The organism is Fibrobacter sp. UBA3629 (assembly GCF_002374005.1).
Taxonomy (GTDB): Bacteria; Fibrobacterota; Fibrobacteria; order Fibrobacterales; family Fibrobacteraceae; genus Fibrobacter.
This window is the reverse complement of record NZ_DFLC01000014.1, coordinates 16,712-34,639: the sequence shown is the minus strand read 5'-3', so window position 1 is coordinate 34,639 and position 17,928 is coordinate 16,712. Positions and strand designations below refer to the sequence as shown.

Genomic DNA, 17,928 nt, shown 5'->3' with positions numbered 1-17,928 from the left:
TCCAAAACTACAGGCCGCCCCTGCGGCGACGCAACTTGTCGCTAGCCTGCAGTAAAAATCTGCGTTCAGAATCCGTCAGCGAATCTATGCCTTCGCTATTTACCTTTTTCAGGATTTCATCTACGCGCTTTTGTTCATCTACATAGAAAACTTCGCCTTCGAGAGGGGCCTTTGCATCTTCGGCATCCCTATCCGACTCGTCGCGAGATTCCCTCTCAGAACGGCCTCCCGGATACACCTTGAATTTCGGGCCTCGCATTTTTTCAAAAGCATGGCCGAAACCACCAAAACCCCGTTCAAACAAGTGCATGTAAAGGAATCCGCCCACGACGCCACCCAAGTGAGCAAGGTGAGCTACATGGTCTCCCGATCCCGCCATAAAAACATCGATTGCCACCATGAACCACATGGCATACTTTATGCGCATCGGGAAAAACATGAACAGCAACAGCATGCGATTCGGGAAGAACTTGTAGTAGGCAACAAAAATCCCCATCAGAGCTCCCGAAGCACCGATTATCGGGGCGTTCGTCATGCCGAACCAGTACATGACCATGCTGAACACGGCAGCAAAAATACCGCAAAAGAAATACATTCCCATGAAATGCTTAGAACCCATCATGTCGGCAACGTCGCAACCGAACATCCAGAGCATAAGCATGTTAAAAAGGAAATGCCAGAAGTCGACATGCACGAACATGTACGTCACGAAACGCCATGCCTGCTCCGGGGCAAAAGGCCAAAAAGCGCCGAAGTACGAAATGTATTCGGCAAGGTTCCCATATCCAAGGCCCGGCAAGTTCAGATGCAGGCCAAGCAACCTACCGACCACGAAAGCAAGCAAAAAGACAACCGCATTCGAAATCAGCAGCACTCTTATAACTTTAGGGAGAAAGGCAAAAGGACGCATAGTTTTTCCTACTTACTTCTTCAACAGAGGGATAATTTCTTCGGGGACGTGGCGAACGATTCCGCACTTCAGGAGCTCGCGCACCACGGTACTGGAAACCATCAGGTGCTCGGGAGCGCTCGACAAGAAAACCGTCTCGCATTCAGGATAAAGCATCTTGTTATTCCAGGCAACCGTCTGCTCGTATTCAATATCGCCTGCACCGCGAATGCCGCGCACCAGAAACCTAGCGCCAACGCGTTTCGCGAAATCGACAGTCAAGCCGTCAAAACAATCCACCTTCACGTTCGGAATGTCCTTGACCGCCGTCTTGACGATTTCGACCCTAGTCGATTCCGGCAACAAGTATTTCTTGGAAACATTTACCGCCAGGAGCACCCACAATTCATCAAAGAGCGCCGAGGCGCGCTTCACAACATCTAGGTGCCCCACAGTGAAAGGATCGAAGGACCCTGCGAATACGGCGATTTTTTTCATGCCGCAAATATAGAAATTATCCCCTGTAGACCACCAAGGAGGATTCGCCGTAGCGGCGGATTTGCACAGTTCCCGCTTCTTCGGCGGCCTTGGCCCATGCCGGCAAGTCCCGGCTCGGCGCTTCGAACACAGCCGTTCCCCCCGGATTCAGCCACTGCCAAAAAGGACGCAGGTCCGGATAGTCCATGTTCTTGAACGGCGGGTCCGCATAAATCAAGTCGAACCCAGATTCAGAACAAAGTAATTCTTTTTCAAGAGTCAGCGCGTTCTTTTCTAACAAAGTAAGTTTCGATTCCAACGAGAGAGCCATGTAGGCCTGATACACGAGCCTCGCCTGGGAATGAGCCATTTCAACGGCGACGACGCTAGAGGCGCCACGACTAACAGCTTCGATTCCCATGATTCCCGTTCCTGCAAAGAGGTCGAGCACCCGGAAACCTTCAACGCCCTGCAATATATTGAAGAGGGCTTCCCTCGTGCGGGAGCCCGTGGGCCTTGTTTTCGATGAATCGGGAGAGGGGACATTCCTCCCCCGCAACAGACCACCAGTAATGCGGATGGGCATATTACGGAGCCACGAACATCACAAGCGTGAATGCCGCAGCAAGGGATTTCTTCGCGAACTTAAGTTCTGCCTTGGTCACGCCAATGCGCACCGGAGACGCATCCAGGGCTGCCATCAGGGACTGAAGTTCCGGGAAGTCTGCAGAAGTCGTCACCTGGTAAGTGAAGCGCTTGTAGACACCGAATTCCTCGACCACAGGCTTGTCGAGCCCGGAAAGGTTCACCTTGTTCGAAGAAGCAAGAGACTTGAACGCCTTGATTTCTTCGGACATCTCGGACACGGGCACGAACCTCGACACCGCCGCCTTGTTCACGTTGTTCACGTTGAACTGACCAAACGCGGTAATGTCGGTCGCGGGAGCGTTTTCCGGCAGAGGAGGAGTCCTGAAATCAGAACTCACGGACTTGACCCTTTCCAAGAAGCTGCGCTGCGAAGTCGGCTTGACCGAAACACCGCGGACATAGAAGTAGTTCGGGGACTGGAACACGCAGTCGGAGAAACCGACATCATCGGGAGTCGCCGTAGTAAGGAAGGTGAAGAACTGGTTGATGGCCGACCTCTGGTACGACACCTTTTCCATCGGGAGGAGCGAGGCGTAGTCATCACGCTTGTTGTTGAACAGCACCTTCGGATTGATTTCGCCCACCACCTGGCGAACCGTCAGTGATTCGCGTTTCTTGATGGCGGCATCGGCAGCGGCGGCCTGGGCCTGGAGCGAACCACCGGCGGAGGTCGTCTGCCCGGAAGCGAGCGTCAACGCGGTGCGGCTCGGGTCCTCGGCGCCTATCAGCGAGAGATACGGTCCAGGCAGAACCCCCTGCAACGGCTTGGGAACGCCAAATACGCTCAAGAAGCAGCTGAACGCCACAAACACGAATAGTGCGGCGAGCAGGCCAACCAAAGTTTTCTTCTTGGATGTCTTTACCTGGGCGGCAACGTCGGTCACGTGGACCGGAGTTACGGTTTCGTCCGCGACCGAAGCACGTTCGGCAGCTTCAATAAGGTTCAAACGAATCATACACCCTCCATCACGCTAAGCGCCGTACCGATGGCACCCGCGCAGTTGAGCACGGCAGCAGAATCGACCTCGTCCACAGGAAGCCTGAGTTTCGAGAACGAATCCATCAGAATAAGCTGACAATCGTCGGTGAGTTTAGCACGCAGTTTCTGCACGAAAAGCGGATCCATAGCCATTTCGCCACAGATATGCACCTGCTTCATTTCGGGCATGGTATTCTGTTCGCGAGCTTCCTTCATCTGGTCGCAGATGGCATTGGCAAGGAGCTCGTAGGCCTGTTCCGTCGAAGTATTCACGAGAGACAGAGTCGAGACGCAGCGGAGCGCCTGCAGGTTGTCCTTGTTGAGCCAGAGCATGGTGACACCGGCATAATCCGCCTTGATGACGCATTCAAGGTCCTTGATTCCATCCCCCACGTCCATAAGGTTCATGAGCGAAAGCACATCCACTTCCATGGACTTCGGCACGAGGCTCTTGCTACGGAAGCCCTTGCGCAGGGCATCCACCCATTCACGGCGGACCGCAATCAGCAGAACGGTCTTTCCGAGGTTCTCGTCGCCGCTCAAGATCTTGTAGTCTACGATATAGGCGCCCTTGTCGGCATTGGTAATGAGGCCGAGATACCACTGGAGGTAGTCATCCAAGTTGGGAACCGCCTCCGCCGGCACAAACACCTGCCGGACAATGGACCGGAATGCCGGGACGGTCACCGAAATCGACTCGATGCCATCGAGTTCGTTTTCTTCCATCCACCCCTGCAGGACGGTCTCGAAGGTGAAGATGTCATCAATCGGACTCGTCTCCGTCTGGAGGACCGCAGTCTTGAGCACCCGCTTTTCGGCGGAGTCCAAGAGGGCGACTTTCAAGGAAACATCGCCAACCTCAATACCTAGGTACAGTTTCGTATCACTCATATACTCAACGACTTATGAAGATTTTAATACCCTAAAACTAATCAAAAATCACCCCCTGGAGTATACCTTCCAACTTTTTCTTCCCGATTCCGGGCACTTTTTCGAGACTTGCGGGGGTTTTGAAGGGGCCGTGGGCCTCCCGGAAGGCGACAATCCGCTGTGCAAGCTTGGGCCCCACCCCTTTCAGGGCACAAAGCTCCTCCTCCGTCGCTGCGTTGATTTTTAGGGGCAAATGCACCGTTTGCTTCTTCGGGCGCCCCTTACGGGCACCTTCCGACGGCTCCTTTTTCGTTACTTTATCCAAAGTCACCGACTCTTCGGACGGACGCGGCGCCCCATATTCCACCTTGGAATATGGGACAGGAGTTTCTTCAGGGCGGACCCGCTCCGAAATCTCCACAGTCTCGATAGACGGCGGCTCCCAGGGCAAGACCCTAACAGCAACCCCAACCACGAAAAATGCCATTGCTATATACAGAATTTTCTTTTCTGCAGCGTTCATCCGGTCCCCTCACCTTGTTGAAAGCGTATTTACATATGTCTTCTTATGAGAGCCTCCACCGCAGCCGCATCGGCGGGCACATCCACCGAAACGGACGGGAAAGGACTCTGCACGATGCGGATCGGGCGTTTCCCCAATATCCGCATCTGTTCCAGCGAGCGCTCCAGCTCGACCCCGCTTTGGGGAAGCCTGGAAAACTCATCCCGCGAAGCACGGGAATACGCATATATCCCCTGGTGCTGGAACCATCGGGGCGCCTCGGAAGGCTCCACGTGGCGGGTAAAATCTACAGCGAAACCGTTTTCGACCTTGACCTTGACGACAGTCGCGACCTCGGCATCCGAAGGCGACAGCGGACACGCAACAGTCACCCAGAAATCCGGATGGGCCGCCAATTCACAGGCCACATCTTCAAGTACGGAAGGCTCTACAAGGGGTTCGTCCCCCTGGAGATTCACGACCAGGTCAAGGTCCAAGGCGCTCGCGGCCTCGGCAACGCGGTCGGAACCGGTAGCGGCCTTCCCCGTCAAGACGAACTCGAACCCCGCCCCAGACACGACCTCGGCAATCTGTTCGGAATCCGTAGCGCAGACGATACGGTCAAAACATTCCGCAAGGGCAGCCCGTTTGAGCGTCCTCACGATCATTTCCGTTCCACAGAGCTTAAAAAGCGGTTTTCCAGGAAAACGGGAAGAACCCATGCGCGCCGGCACGATGCAATGGACTGGGGTCATGGAAGTCTAATTCGGGAGTCTAGCCGCCGATAACCTTCGGAATGGCGAAATGGTCGTTCTCCACCGCCGGAGCGTTCGCAAAAGCCTGGTCCAGGGAGAATCCCTGCACAGGGACATCCTCGCGGAGAATCGTAGCGCCGTTTTCGACGGCAGTCATCGGTTCCACATTGGACAAGTCGAGCGCCTTGAGGGCTTCCATGTGGTCGAGCATTCCATCCAGATGCGCCTTCACAGAATCGATGTCGCCTTCCGCGACTTCGAGCCTCGAAAGCTTCGCCAATTTCAGAACTTCTTCACGTTCAAGCATAGGACCTCTTTATTTTCATTCCTAAAATAGCAATTTATTTTCCCGAGGAGAGCAACAATCGTTTGCAAAATACGCCCTAACCCATAATTTCGAGCGCGGCATACTTAAGAATGATGGTCCGAACCACGTTGTCGCTGTTGAAGCGGACATCCACACGGGCGCTATCTCCCGTGCCATAGCATTTGGTTATCGTGCCCACCCCGTACTTGGAATGACGCACGCGGGCTCCCGGATGATACGGATTCTCGCTATATTCATCGTAGACAACGCGCGGACCGCTCGGAGCTGCCGGTTTTGCAACAGGAGTCACCTTGATTGGATTGCGGTAAACAATACGCTGGTCGTTCTTACGGACAGAAGCAGGAACCGAGCCCGGACGACTGAACCCACCTCGGGATCCGGAACCGAAAGAGCCCGATGGCGAAGGACGCCCTCCCTTCAGGGCAAAATCGGGCGCCTTGTTGTAGCGTGGTGCGGCTGGCGAATAGCCAAATTCAGAGCCGAATGCCGGGCGCGTATCAACACACGGCGTAAACTCGACCACCGACGAATCAAGCTCCTTGAGGAACCTCGACGGCAAAAACGGCCTGACGGTTCCCTGGTAGAAGCGTCTTTCGGCGTGGTACAGATAAAGTTTCTTTTCGGCGCGGGTGCAGCCCACGTAGAACAGGCGGCGTTCCTCTTCCATCTGCTCGCGCATTTCCTTGTCCGTCGCAAACGATGAACCTCGCACCAGCGGGAAGATTTCTTCGTCACAACCGGCAATGTGAACCGTATTGAATTCAAGTCCCTTCGCCATGTGGATGGTCATGAGCGTCACGGCGCCCTTCGAATCATCCACCTTCTTGTCGGCATCCGTCAATAGCGAGATGTCCTGCAAGAACGCATCCAGGGTCGCATCGGGATGTTCCTCGTCGAATTCGCGGATGGCGTTCACCATTTCGTCGATGTTCGCAATGCGTTCGTCCGCCGTAAGCTCATCTTCCTTGCGTAAAAATTCCTTGTATCCCGTATCGGCGATGATGTGTTCCGCAAGAATCGGAAGCGGAGTCTCTCCCGCCGCAACAAGATTCTTCCAGCCCTGGACCAGATCCGTAAAGCCCTTGAGTTTCGGAGCAGAACGACCCGTTCCGTTCGCCTCGGAAACAAGCACCTGCCAGAATGTACCATCGCCATTACGGACTCGTTCCAGCACCGTTTCCACCGTGGTCTTACCAATGGCGCGTGGCGGCGTATTGATAACGCGCAAGTGGGCTGCATCGTCCTTCTCGTTTGCAAGGAGACGCAAGTAGGCCAGTATATCCTTGATTTCCTTTCTATCCCAGAAGCGCGTTCCCCCGAAAATAACCGAGGGAATACGCAAGTCATTCAAAGCCTTTTCTATCACGCGGGATTGAGCATTAGTGCGGTAGAAGATTGCCGTCTTCGAAAAGTTCGCCTCGCCCGCTACACTGATATTTTCCGCAATCTGCTGCGCTTCCGAACGGTCATCCACCAAATGCCGCACGCGGATAGGGTCGCCCGCTTCTTCTTTCGAGAACACGTTCTTCTCCATTTCGGCGGGTCGAATGTTATGTGCAATTACGGAACCCGCTCCCTTCACAATATTAGACGTGGAACGGTAGTTGCGTTCGAGTTTCACAATCGTCACCGGCGCAAAGTCGCGGTGGAAGTTGCGGATAATCTTGATATTCGCGCCACGCCAACCGTAAATGCTCTGGTCGTCATCGCCGACCACGGTCACGTTACGCTGGTCATTAATCAGCAACTTCAAGAGTTCATACTGCACATCGTTCGTATCCTGGTATTCGTCCACCACCACAAAATCAAAATGCGACTGGAGCTGTTCAGCCAGGTTCGAAACTCTCTGGAGCATGAGAACCGTATTGAACAGCAGGTCGTCGAAATCCATCGCATTCGATTCCAGGAGACGTTTCTGGTATTCGGCATAATAGCGGGCGTAGCGTTCCTCATCTGCGAATTCGGCCCGTGAGAGCGCCACATCCGGAGTTTGCAGTTCTGCACAGCCGCCCACATAGAGCACCGTATTCTTGTAGCGCGAAATCGCACCATGCACACGCTTGATTTCGGCGGCATCACATTCGTCCCCCAGGTCTTCCTTGAGAATCTGCTTCAGGATGCGCTTCTGGTCGTCGTCATCGTAGATAGAAAAATTTGCATCATACCACTTTCCACCAAAAGCCCTGAGCACCGCTTCCATGTTCAGGCAACGTTTCAGCAATCGAAGGCAAACCGAATGGAACGTCCCCATCCAAGGGAACCGCATATCGCAATCGAGCAGCTTCTGGATACGCCCGGTCATCTCGCGGGCAGCCTTGTTCGTGAACGTCACCGCAAGAACGCGACCCGGCTCAACATGGTGGCGTGACACAAGATGCGCAATCTTGTAGGTTATAGCGCGGGTCTTTCCCGAACCTGCACCAGCCAGAATAAGCATCGGGCCATCGATCTTCTTTGCGGCAGCCGCCTGCTCCGGATTCAGCTCCCTGTCCAAAACTTCTTCGTCAACAATGCGCGCCATCAAAATCTCCAGACAATTAAGGAAGCTCCGCAAAAAGCTCCGCTAAAAACACTAAAAATGCTCCGCTAATATAGTATTTAGCGAAGCAAAAAAAAGACCGGGGTCGAACAGAAAACTAGAATAGCATCATCGGAGGCCAATGGCCCGACTTGGGCCGCTCCTTGAATGTCGCGCCCGGCAAAAGTTCCCTTAGCTTGAGCGTCATGGAGGGCGTCACGTCCTGGTCCATGCGACCATAGAGGACCTGGATACCTTCACCACTTGCAATCGGACATTCAATCCGATGGGAAGCAAGGAACTTTAACCCCTCCGAGAGGCTTGCCGCGTCCATTTTCCGCGCAGCATCGGCCCATTCGTCGGGCCATTCGCTATACTCCTCGCCAAACTGTTCCTTGAAGGCATCGAGAACCACATCCGGGGTCTGGAAAATTTCGCGGGACTTGAACAGCAGGTTTTCCGAATTCCAGGGGCCATCGTCATCACAAAAGTCCGCGTAGGGCGAAAGAAAAATCCAGTTTTGTCCTTTCGGGCGCTTCGACGCACCCAGCATGAGCAGGAGGCAAGCCATTCCCCAGCCAACCACCGTGTCGGCCTTCGAGAGCCCGTCTATCTCATAGACGTCTTCGAGGGATTGAGACATTTTCTCGTAAGGCACAAAGGTATGGGAGGCAGATGCGCAGGCATCCGTCAAATCATCTTCCCAGAGGGACAGTTCCGAAGCCCAGTCCGGCAACCAAATCCATTTTTCCTTCATAACAATACTCCAAACACAAATTCAAAAAGCACACCTCTTTACATCTTCAAATCTAAATGTATATATGCAAATCAAAAAAAGGAAACATTTTTAAAGAAAAAAACAAACATTTTTTCGAGATACTATATTTTGGAATAGTAATCTCTGATTTTTTTTGTAAAAATAACAGAAAAAAATCTAAATAGGCGGTTTTTATGCGATATACCTCTATCCTGCTCTCAATTCCGTTCATCCTCGTGGCCTGCGCCGGAGGAGACGCCCCCGAAACCGAGCCCCAGGTACAATCGGTCGAGATTGTCGAACAGGCGGCCCCCGAGCAAGGCGCAACAGCAGAACTGCCGCAACCGACCATCCTCGTTACTCCCACCCACAACGGAAACGGGATTTCCGAATTCCAGGTCGTGCAGAACAACCCCTTCGCCCGTGCCTTGATGGAATCCATCAACGAATACCTCACCAAGAAGAAATACGACGTAAAATCCCTTGAAGGCCAAGCCGATCTCGACAACCTGGTCCAGATGCAAAACGACATTGCAGAAACGGACGAAGACCTGTCGTATCTCGCCAGCCTCTCCCTCGGTGCCGATGTCTACATCAAGTTCGCCGGAAATGCAAAAATGAAATCCATCACCGTGGAACTGAACGCCTACGAATCCTCCACGGCAAGGCTTCTCGGCAGCGAAACCATTCAGGATCCCGACTGCGGCGCTTCCGACCAGACGACGATTAAGACCTGTCTCCATGACGCGGCTAAACGCGGCTTGCCCCTGCTCGAAAAGAAGATTCTCGCCTACTGGCAGCAGGACCTCAACCAGGGGACACAATACAAGATTGTCATGAACCTCAAAGGGGATTTCGACGAAGAACAGATCGAAAACCTCCATGACTACATCGCCTCCGGGCTCAAAAAGACCTTCAAGCGGGTGAACGTGAACGTGATGACGGCAAAGACCATCGACATGATCGTCTACGCCGATCCTGCAGAATTCCCCGACTCGCAGAGCGTCTATAGTTTTATCCGCAACATGCTCAAGGGAAAGGCGGACACCAAGAAAGTGAACGTCACCCGGAAATTCATCCTGATGGATGTCGAATAGGTGATTCCGCACGCCAAAATACTCTCTGCGTTTTTTCTCGTTTTTTATTCCGCTACGTTCGGGCTTCCCACCCGTCCCGAAAAGAGCCACGTTTACGACGAGAACCGCCTGGTTTCCGCCCAGCAGCTTGAATTTTTCGACCGTCTCTCGGATGAAGTTGCAAAAGAAACCGGCATCAGCATCGATGCGGTCCTTCTAGACGACACCGGAGAGAGGGATGTCACTCAATACGCTTCAGATATTGCAGACAAATGGCAAGCAGATGCAGGCGTCAAGGGCGAGGTCCTTATTTTTGTCGTCCAGAAGCAAAGACGAAAACTGGTCGTGACCAAGGGAACCGCAAGCGAAATTCTTGACAGAGTCTCCATCCGGAAGGCAGAACAGGATCTCCTTGTCCCCTCCTTTCGCATGGAACACTACGGCGACGGCATCCTTTCACTTGCCGGGTGGCTCACTTTCGCCATCAGCGACAGCACCGGAAAAAAGTTCGACATCGACATGCAGGAACAACCCTCCGAAGAAGGCTTAACCATACGCGGATGGATATTCATCGCGGCCGTTTTCGGCCTGCTTATCGCATTCGGGAGCAAGGGGCGTAGATTCGGATTCTTCGACAACATGAAAAAACTGCTCAGCGTCCGCGAGGTCGAGAATTCACAGTGGCCAAAAATTTTCGAGGACACGTTTGGAGACAACCTCATTTCGGCCTTCATCTCCGGCAAGTGCCTTACGGAAGGCTTCGACGCGCTCGCAAAGCCCTGGACGGTGAACTTTATCCTCAAGGACAACTCTTCCGAGGAAGTTGCCAAAATTCACGTTCATGACAAACGCGCCCGCAGGGACAACATTGAGTTCGGACACTTCTACAGCCCCGCTGAAATCGTTCGCACGCTCGATACGAATGCGCTTGAATACCTGCACATCGCAAACAGGAACGCCCCCCTCTGCGGAATCAAGCCTCTCGACGGATTTGAACCCCGCAAGGATGCGCTCAAGTCTGAATGCGAACACAAGCTCCGCAACATCCTTGAACAGTTGCAAAAGGGACCTGCAAAAAAGGTTTCCCAAAAGGAAACCTTCGAAGAAATTCTCTTCATTCTCTATGGGATGTCCTTTATACAAACAGGAACTTACCCCGAAACGCATCAGCAGGTTCTCGACCTGTTCCCTAGCCTTAGCGGAAAAGACCCAGCCGATGCAATCAAGACAATCCTGAACGCATTCTAGCGACGGTTGAACGGCTTGATGCCAGAACCATGGCCAACGCTTCCTCCGCGGCGGTCGTCGTCATCGGACCTACGCGGAGGCGGATAAGAAGTTCCCGACTGAGACGGTACATCCCTTCCGAACGACGAGCGGTCATCCCGGCGTTCATCCCTGGAGCGGGGCCTGTCTTCTAGCCTGCGAGGTTCTTCTTCCTCCTGGCTCCTGTGCGGGTATACGCGAACATTGCCCGATGCGGGTTCCGCCTTTGTCCTAGAAGGTGGCGGAGGAGGCGGGTCCTTGCGCAACTGCTTCGGCTGCGAATGCCTAGGCTGCGGAGGCGGGTTGCGGTGGCCATCGCCAAGGTTCGGGCCAACATGGTGCGGCTTGCGCGGAGGAGGCGCGTAATGGCGATGGTGATGGTAATGACGCCTGGGCGCGTGCCAACGGGTATCGCGCACGTAGATGACGCGCGGCCCCCAATCGAACCAGCAAGAGCCCCATCCCCAGTAGGTAAAACCACCTATCCAGATGCCCGGTGCATACGTGATGCGCGTGTAGCCATCATAATAGCGGTAGTATACGTAATGCGGATTATACACAGGCACGTAAACATACTCCGTACGGACCGGCAGAATCGTTATGTTGTCTCCTTTCGAGACCTTTACTCGGTCATCACTCTTCAAGTGTCCGTACTTCGCGGCCGAACGACGCAAACGCTGGATAGCAGACATCACGTCGTCTTTTTGCATGAAGACCGCATCACCGAGCTGGTCGGTCCAGGCCGGATACTTCGCCATCATGGCAAGAACAGACGGGAAGGGAATCAGGGCCTGCACGCTAGCATCGTAGGGCAGTTTCGCCCACGCCATTGCGTTTGAAAGATCCTTCCCTGAAAGGTGACGATGCGATTGTGCCCACGAATTCGCAGGGGCAATCTGATCTCCGTATGTGGAAGCAGCAAGTACCTGCACCAGAAGCGGGTCCGGGTATAAAGCGATGTTTGCAACTAGCGTATCCAGCTCCGACGGCGTAAATTCCTGCGCCAGTCCCTGGGACGGCAGGAATAGCAGCGCCGATGCTAGGATCAGGATTCCACGGATCGTTTTCGACTGTTTTCGCAAAAAACGGAACATAAAGTACCTCCTCTGTTTTTCAAATTACAACTTTTTGATGTTCGAAACCATCGTGACGTTGCAAAAAAACATGAAATTATCGTTTTTTAGCAAAAAATTAAGTTGTAAGCGAAAACAACACGTAAAACACATTTAACATTATATAAACATCTCCGACATTTATTTTATGGTGGTATGGTTAAGGAGTCACCCATGTCCAGTAAAAAAATCACATCCGCACTGTTCTTCTGCATAGCGACAGCCGCTTTCGCGCAGACCTACGATTTGCCAATCGTATTCATCGACACCAAGAACAAGTGTCTAGACCAGAACGTCACCGAGAAAATACCCGCCACGATGAGCGTGCTGGACGCGGCAACGAACAACGTAGCCGACAGCGCCAAGGGCACGCACTACAATATCGGCATCAAGGTCCGCGGGCAATCCTCGGCCAAGTTCCCCAAACCCGGCTACAGCGTAGAAATCCGCGACGACAAGGGCGAAGGCATGGACGTGAGCATGTTCGGGCTGCCCCCTGCCGACGACTGGGTTTTCCACGGCCCCTACGTGGACAAAAGCCTGATGCGCAACGCACTCGCCCACTGGCTGTTTAGGCAGGCTGGCCACTACAGCCCCCGTACCAAGCACTTTGACCTCTACATCAACGGCGTGTACCGCGGTGTGTACGTGCTCATCGAAAAAATCAAGCGCGGCAAATATCGCGTGAATGTAAGCAAGCTCAAAGAAACCGATGTCAGCGGCGACGACGTGACCGGCGGCTACATCTGGGCATTCGACAAGACCGGCACCAATACCGGCGGCATGGGCACCGAAGACATCAACAAGGAAGGCTTCAAGACCGCCGACGGTCTGAACGTCATCATGCACTATCCCAAAAAGGAGAACCTCCAGCAACAGCAACAGGCCTACCTGAAAAAGTACCTGGAAGATCTCGAGAACCTGTTCAAGAACGGCAAGAACGGCAGCGGGTACGAGAACTATGTGGACATGACTTCCGCGCTCGACTACGTGCTGCACGAAGAAGTGACCAACAACTCCGACTCCTACTGGTGCAGTTTCTTCTTGCACAAGCCCAAAGAAAGCAAGGGCGGCAAGGTGACGCTTGGCCCGGCTTGGGACTTTAACCTCGCCATGAGCAACGGAAGCCAGCCCGAGAACGGTGGCAACAACAACGGCGGCAACAACGGCTTCAACTGGAACATGTGGGGCGGTGGCGGAATGGGCGGTGGCGGAATGGGAAGTTCCGGCACCACCGGCTGGCAAATCGAAAGTACCATGAAAACCGGCATGAGCGGGCTCAAGATTCCCAACTGGCTGCTTGGCATGTGGAAAGACAGCCATTACCAGAGTGAACTCAAGAAGCGCTGGGCAGAACTCCGCAGCGGCGTATGGCACACCAAGACCATGGACGTGTATCTCGACTCCATGAAGACGTACCTGACCAAAGCGGCCGACAGAAACTTCAAGCGTTGGCCGAACCTCGGGCAATCCAGTGGACAGGGTGACAGTGACCCGCAGCCGATGAAATACTGCAACCAGGGCGGTGGTCAGCAAGGCATGTGGGGCATGAACATGCCCATGGGCGGCTACAATGCCGATACCTGGGATGGCGAGTTCGAGCACCTCCGCAAGAAGATGAAGGAACGCATGGCCTGGATGGACCAGCAGCTCGGATTTACCGAACCTGCGCAGCCCATCGTCACCGAGCCCGTAATCCACGTTCCCGACTGGGCGAAGGATACCGTATCTAAAGTCGAGCCCCCTCCCGATGCCCTGGACGATTTCAGCAGGCTCTCGCCGACCAACTTCTTCAACGTGAACGGCGACAAGATTGAAATCCAGACCGATCTGGGCGGAACCTTCGCGCTCATCGACCTGAACGGCGTCACGCTGTTCAAGACCAGAATCAAGAAAGGGACCACGACACTGAAGGTGCCGGAAAAGGCCCAGAACCAGCACTGGATTGCAACACTCAACGGGAAGATGCTAAGCCGCTAAAGTTTTTACCGCGGCGCACGCCCCAGAAACTGTCGTGAACTTGGTGAAGTGTATTTTTACCGTTCACGACAATTTTTATTTCTAGGCGCGAGATGTAGACGCCAGTCCCGACCAAGCGGCCGCTATTGGAACGCATGTTCCATGCAAGGAAGATATTTCCCTTGTTCTTGAGGCAGCCCTCTTCGCCGTACACGCCCTTATCGGAGCACCTTATCGTATTGGACGTTCCGCCCACGTACTCGCCGAACTGGCTGTAATAGAACGTGCGGTAGTGCAGTTCCACAGCATCGTCAGATACAATCGTCCTTTCGCCGCTACGGTACTCTTCGAGATTGAATTCGGTTACCTCGCCCGCCTTTACGGCATCGACAAGTTCACGCGCAACGCCCGCTTCCGCAAGTTCCGCATCCAGCTTGCCGCTACGGATGGCATCGAAGAGGTCGGCCTGCGTCACGGTCTGGACGTTCCCTATGGTGATTACCGTATCGCGGCTCGCCTCGATATTCGCCTCCGCCATTTTCGCGAAGAGCTCCAGGTCGCCCTCGCCGACAACGGACCTGTAATTGTCCTCGGTAATGGAACCGTCCAAAATCCCGTTGATGGCCTGCTCGCTAAAACCATACGAGGTATCCACCAGGTTCACGCGAATGTCGTTGAACAACTGCGTCAAGGCTTCCTGCTCGCTGATGCCGACAATTGTCGTGTCGTAATCAGTTTCGCTCCCGACGCGAGACTTCACGAAGGCATCGAACTTCTCGACGGCATCCTTCGTCTGCTCTACCATAATCTTCGCGATATCAAAATCGACAAGCGAGCCCTGCACGCCGAGCGAATCCGCTATCTGCTGGACGTCCTGGCTTATGTCCGTAATAAGCTTCACCTGCGTAACCGTATCGTTCCCGATAATGCCATAGGGGTCTTCTCCCAGCGAGACTACGCCCGGGTTCTCTACACCGAGTTCCTGGTCGCCCGTAATGGCAACCCACGGATTGTCCCTGTGCGGTACATTCCCGGCAAGGTCCTGCGCACCGCCCTTGGGTGCAAACCTGATTAGGTCACCATCCGTCGGCAGTACAGCCCCGTTCCCGCCCGAGGTATAGATGAGCGTCATGCGCGCTCCCGTTCCGCCCTGCTGCAGAGGCCTTTCAGGCTTCTCGTTTATTCCCGAGCGCATGCAGGTGTATTCAAAGATTTCAGCAAACAGGTGCCGGGACTCTTCAGAAATCGCCTCGCTGAAGGTAATGTCTATAAGCCTGCTCCCGTCCTTGCTTAACTTTTTCGAGGCCGAAAGCACGATGGGCCCGACTCCGTCGGCGACCTGCTCGTTCTCGATAAAGAAGTTGCTGACCTCGCCCTCATTTTCGTAGGTAAACCAGTTGTTCAGGCTTCCAGAATAGATTCCCGACGCATCTCCGGTAAACTGCCTACTACCAAAACCGCAAACCTTCCCGGTACATTCCGCGCCAAGGTCTTCGGCAGTAAGCACGATATCGGTCTCGTTCACAATCTTGAATTTCGACGTCGCCACGAACGTTTCACCGAAGGTCAGCTGGATAGAATCCAGACGGCTCTTGCCATTGACTGCGCGCTCAAAGTGAACGTACAGGCTGTCGGCACGCCCGTCCCCGTTCCGGTCCATCGCAATAGCCTTCTCCACGCGCGGTGCGGGAGGTTCGGCAAATTTCAGGTCGGTCCATACCGAAACGCCCGCCGCGGCGCCCTTCGCCGTGAGCACGGCTCCGGACACGGGAGCATTCGCATGCACGTAGAATGTCGCACGCCCATCCTCGTCCAGGTTCACCGCGCTGATTTTCTTTCCGCCCGGCGCATCCAGGATATCTATCGCTGCATTCGAGAACGATAGGTTTATCTTGCGGTTGTAATTGTTGACGACGGCCCATTCCTCGAAGAACGTGATATTCACCTGGTAAGTCGCATACGCCCAGGGGCCAATCTGCGCCGTATCGCCAGAGACCTGCGTACCGAGGACAGTCCAGTCTTCCTTCGCGAACGCGACGCTCGGCACGGAATAGGACGGCACGGTAATTTCCACCTTCGTCACCTGGCTCGGGTCAGCCTTCAGGGTAATTTCCAGGAAGTAGTGCCCGGGAGCAAGCGCGTAGTTCGAAACAATCGCTGCAGAATCTATCAAGAACGTGGAATCGCTCGTAATCTTGATTCCCTCGTAATGGGTACCGACCCCGAGTATCTCGGGCCCCGCGAGGTTACCGCCGGTAAGCTTGAAGGTTGACGCACCACCGGTCGTATCGCGCTCGGCAGAATTCGCGTCGAAATTGCAGGAAAGCTTGTTCTTCTTGTTGATTTGCCATACCTCGTAGCTCATTCCGGAGCCGCGCCTGTCCGAAGTCAGGAACAGCGACGCCTCGACCTGCAAGTCGATGGAAGTGCGCATGCGGAAATTAGACGAACCGGTATGGCGCTCCACGTAAAAGATATGGAAGTCGTACGTCTTTCCCGGAACAAGCATGTCGCCGGTATTCTGCCCGATGGTATCGAGATCGACGGCACCCGCCACCTGGCCATGCTGCCCGCCGATATCCACCGCAAGGCGATTGTCGATAAACACCCAAACATCGTCGTCGCCATAAAAGTCGAAGTACTGGCCCGGGACATACTCGAACGTCGCCTGTATCTTTGCGGCATACCCGAAGTTGTGCTTGCCTATCTTCGTACCCTTCAGCTGGTCGTAGTAAGGGTTCGGCACCTTCTCCGCATCGTCGAGAAACTCGAAATCGTCCAGCAGGAACATACCGTCCGAATTGGCCTCGTTGCCTTTCGATATCTGGTCCTTCGAAACTTCCGCAAGCCAGAAACCCTCGTCGTCCATAGATACATACAGGTCGCGGCAGGTCATGTTCGTGTATTCGTTGCCCGCACTGTCCTTGGCGACAACTTCGGGCAGGAACCAGCTGTCGAGATGCTCCGTAATCTTGCACTTTTCCGGGAAGGGGTCCGCACGCACGGGAACCCCGTTCGCACCGAGCCTGTATTCGACCATACCCGTAACAGCCTTGTCCTTGCCGGAGCACCCGCCCGAACCGAAGTCCGCGCTGACGCCGTTTGCGGGGTCACCGTTTTTTCCGCTTCCGTCGCCATCGCCATCGGTACCGTGCAGCCAGTCGTAGACGGTCACGGGAATCTTCTTGAGCGGGCAGTCGCCAAGCACGCCGGGGTAACCGGAAAACAGCGCGGGAACATCAGCCTTGTACCCCTGCACCCAAACCGTATCGGAGAGGGCGGCAACGGAATCCAGCATCATCTCGCTAGATACCGAAGGTTCCTCGGCAACCATGCCCTCCGCACCCACGTAGTTGAGGCCGACAGTCTGCTTGAAGTAGACCCCGAAGCCCTCGGCAGGCGCATCCACCGTCGCCTTGAACCAGCCGCAGTAATTTTCGAGAGGCGTCATCGTGGCTACGGAATCGCCCCCCACGAACAGTACCGCGTTTGTGTTCGACCACGGCGTAAAGAAAACGACCGTCTTTTCGGCATGAGCCGTTCCCATCGTCAAGACGGCTGCCACGGCCAGCATCCTGGCCTTTTCTACCCAATTCACCATAACATCCATCCCTGAGATCATTTACAATGTTCTCAATTTTTAGGAAAAAATATAACATCTTTACAATAAAATATATTGTTTTTAAATAAAATTTTACCATTATTTAATAAAGAATGTTCTCACTTTTTACAAAATGTTCTCATTTTTCCCTTGAGCAGTACGAAACAAAAAAAGGCGGCGCAAGGCCACCT

The 17,928-nt window shown here is 54.1% G+C and carries 15 protein-coding genes; 3 read left to right on the top strand and 12 right to left on the bottom strand.

The features are described from left to right. Window positions 1–7 precede the first annotated feature (7 nt). From B2310_RS05050 to B2310_RS05005, 10 genes are all read right to left on the bottom strand, one after another. Window positions 8–874 (bottom strand): rhomboid family intramembrane serine protease, encoded by an 867-nt coding sequence (locus tag B2310_RS05050; RefSeq protein WP_290729143.1) that lies wholly within the window; start codon window positions 872–874, stop codon window positions 8–10. 48 nt (window positions 875–922) lie between these two features. After that, window positions 923–1,387 (bottom strand): pantetheine-phosphate adenylyltransferase, encoded by a 465-nt coding sequence (gene coaD / locus B2310_RS05045; protein WP_290729140.1) that lies wholly within the window; start codon window positions 1,385–1,387, stop codon window positions 923–925. Window positions 1,388–1,403: 16 nt separating this feature from the next. Further along, the gene (rsmD, locus tag B2310_RS05040; RefSeq protein WP_290729138.1) at window positions 1,404–1,952 is read right to left on the bottom strand and encodes a 16S rRNA (guanine(966)-N(2))-methyltransferase RsmD; all 549 of its coding nucleotides are present in this window, start codon (window positions 1,950–1,952) and stop codon (window positions 1,404–1,406) included. Window position 1,953: 1 nt separating this feature from the next. Continuing rightward, window positions 1,954–2,970 (bottom strand): hypothetical protein, encoded by a 1,017-nt coding sequence (locus B2310_RS05035; RefSeq protein WP_290726954.1) that lies wholly within the window; start codon window positions 2,968–2,970, stop codon window positions 1,954–1,956. Next, on the bottom strand, window positions 2,967–3,884 hold the full coding sequence (locus tag B2310_RS05030; protein ID WP_173365819.1) for a hypothetical protein: 918 nt from the start codon (window positions 3,882–3,884) through the stop codon (window positions 2,967–2,969). Before B2310_RS05030 ends, B2310_RS05035 begins: the two co-directional genes overlap by 4 nt. Before the next feature lie 37 nt (window positions 3,885–3,921). After that, window positions 3,922–4,386, bottom strand: a complete 465-nt coding sequence (locus tag B2310_RS05025; protein ID WP_173381830.1) for a ComEA family DNA-binding protein — start codon at window positions 4,384–4,386, stop codon at window positions 3,922–3,924. A gap of 29 nt (window positions 4,387–4,415) precedes the next feature. Continuing rightward, complete coding sequence (locus B2310_RS05020) at window positions 4,416–5,120, bottom strand: 3-deoxy-manno-octulosonate cytidylyltransferase (RefSeq protein WP_290726956.1); 705 nt, start codon at window positions 5,118–5,120, stop codon at window positions 4,416–4,418. Between the two features lie 19 nt (window positions 5,121–5,139). Further along, complete coding sequence (gatC, locus tag B2310_RS05015) at window positions 5,140–5,427, bottom strand: Asp-tRNA(Asn)/Glu-tRNA(Gln) amidotransferase subunit GatC (RefSeq protein ID WP_173365816.1); 288 nt, start codon at window positions 5,425–5,427, stop codon at window positions 5,140–5,142. 76 nt (window positions 5,428–5,503) lie between these two features. Further along, the gene (locus tag B2310_RS05010) at window positions 5,504–7,969 is read right to left on the bottom strand and encodes an ATP-dependent helicase (protein WP_290729136.1); all 2,466 of its coding nucleotides are present in this window, start codon (window positions 7,967–7,969) and stop codon (window positions 5,504–5,506) included. Window positions 7,970–8,084: 115 nt separating this feature from the next. After that, on the bottom strand, window positions 8,085–8,723 hold the full coding sequence (locus B2310_RS05005; RefSeq protein ID WP_290729134.1) for an alpha/beta fold hydrolase: 639 nt from the start codon (window positions 8,721–8,723) through the stop codon (window positions 8,085–8,087). A 194-nt stretch (window positions 8,724–8,917) separates the two neighbouring features. Here B2310_RS05005 and B2310_RS05000 point away from each other — a divergent pair, with 194 nt between their 5' ends. Both B2310_RS05000 and B2310_RS04995 read left to right on the top strand, forming a co-directional pair. Continuing rightward, a complete protein-coding gene (locus B2310_RS05000; protein ID WP_290729132.1) occupies window positions 8,918–9,820 on the top strand; it encodes a DUF6175 family protein in 903 nt (300 codons plus the stop codon). Then, window positions 9,821–11,047 carry a TPM domain-containing protein gene (locus tag B2310_RS04995; protein WP_290729130.1) on the top strand — a complete coding sequence of 409 codons (1,227 nt, stop codon included), beginning with the start codon at window positions 9,821–9,823 and terminating at the stop codon, window positions 11,045–11,047. Here the strand turns inward: B2310_RS04995 and B2310_RS04990 are convergent. Further along, window positions 11,044–12,159 carry a DUF3300 domain-containing protein gene (locus tag B2310_RS04990; RefSeq protein WP_173381836.1) on the bottom strand — a complete coding sequence of 372 codons (1,116 nt, stop codon included), beginning with the start codon at window positions 12,157–12,159 and terminating at the stop codon, window positions 11,044–11,046. The genes B2310_RS04995 and B2310_RS04990 overlap by 4 nt on opposite strands. Before the next feature lie 192 nt (window positions 12,160–12,351). On the opposite strand from B2310_RS04990, the gene B2310_RS04985 reads away from it, so the two are divergent. Continuing rightward, on the top strand, window positions 12,352–14,157 hold the full coding sequence (locus B2310_RS04985) for a CotH kinase family protein (protein WP_290729128.1): 1,806 nt from the start codon (window positions 12,352–12,354) through the stop codon (window positions 14,155–14,157). On the opposite strand, the gene B2310_RS04980 is transcribed toward B2310_RS04985, so the two are convergent. Next, window positions 14,132–17,737 (bottom strand): fibro-slime domain-containing protein, encoded by a 3,606-nt coding sequence (locus tag B2310_RS04980; protein WP_290729126.1) that lies wholly within the window; start codon window positions 17,735–17,737, stop codon window positions 14,132–14,134. The genes B2310_RS04985 and B2310_RS04980 overlap by 26 nt on opposite strands. Between the last annotated feature and the right edge of the window lie 191 nt (window positions 17,738–17,928).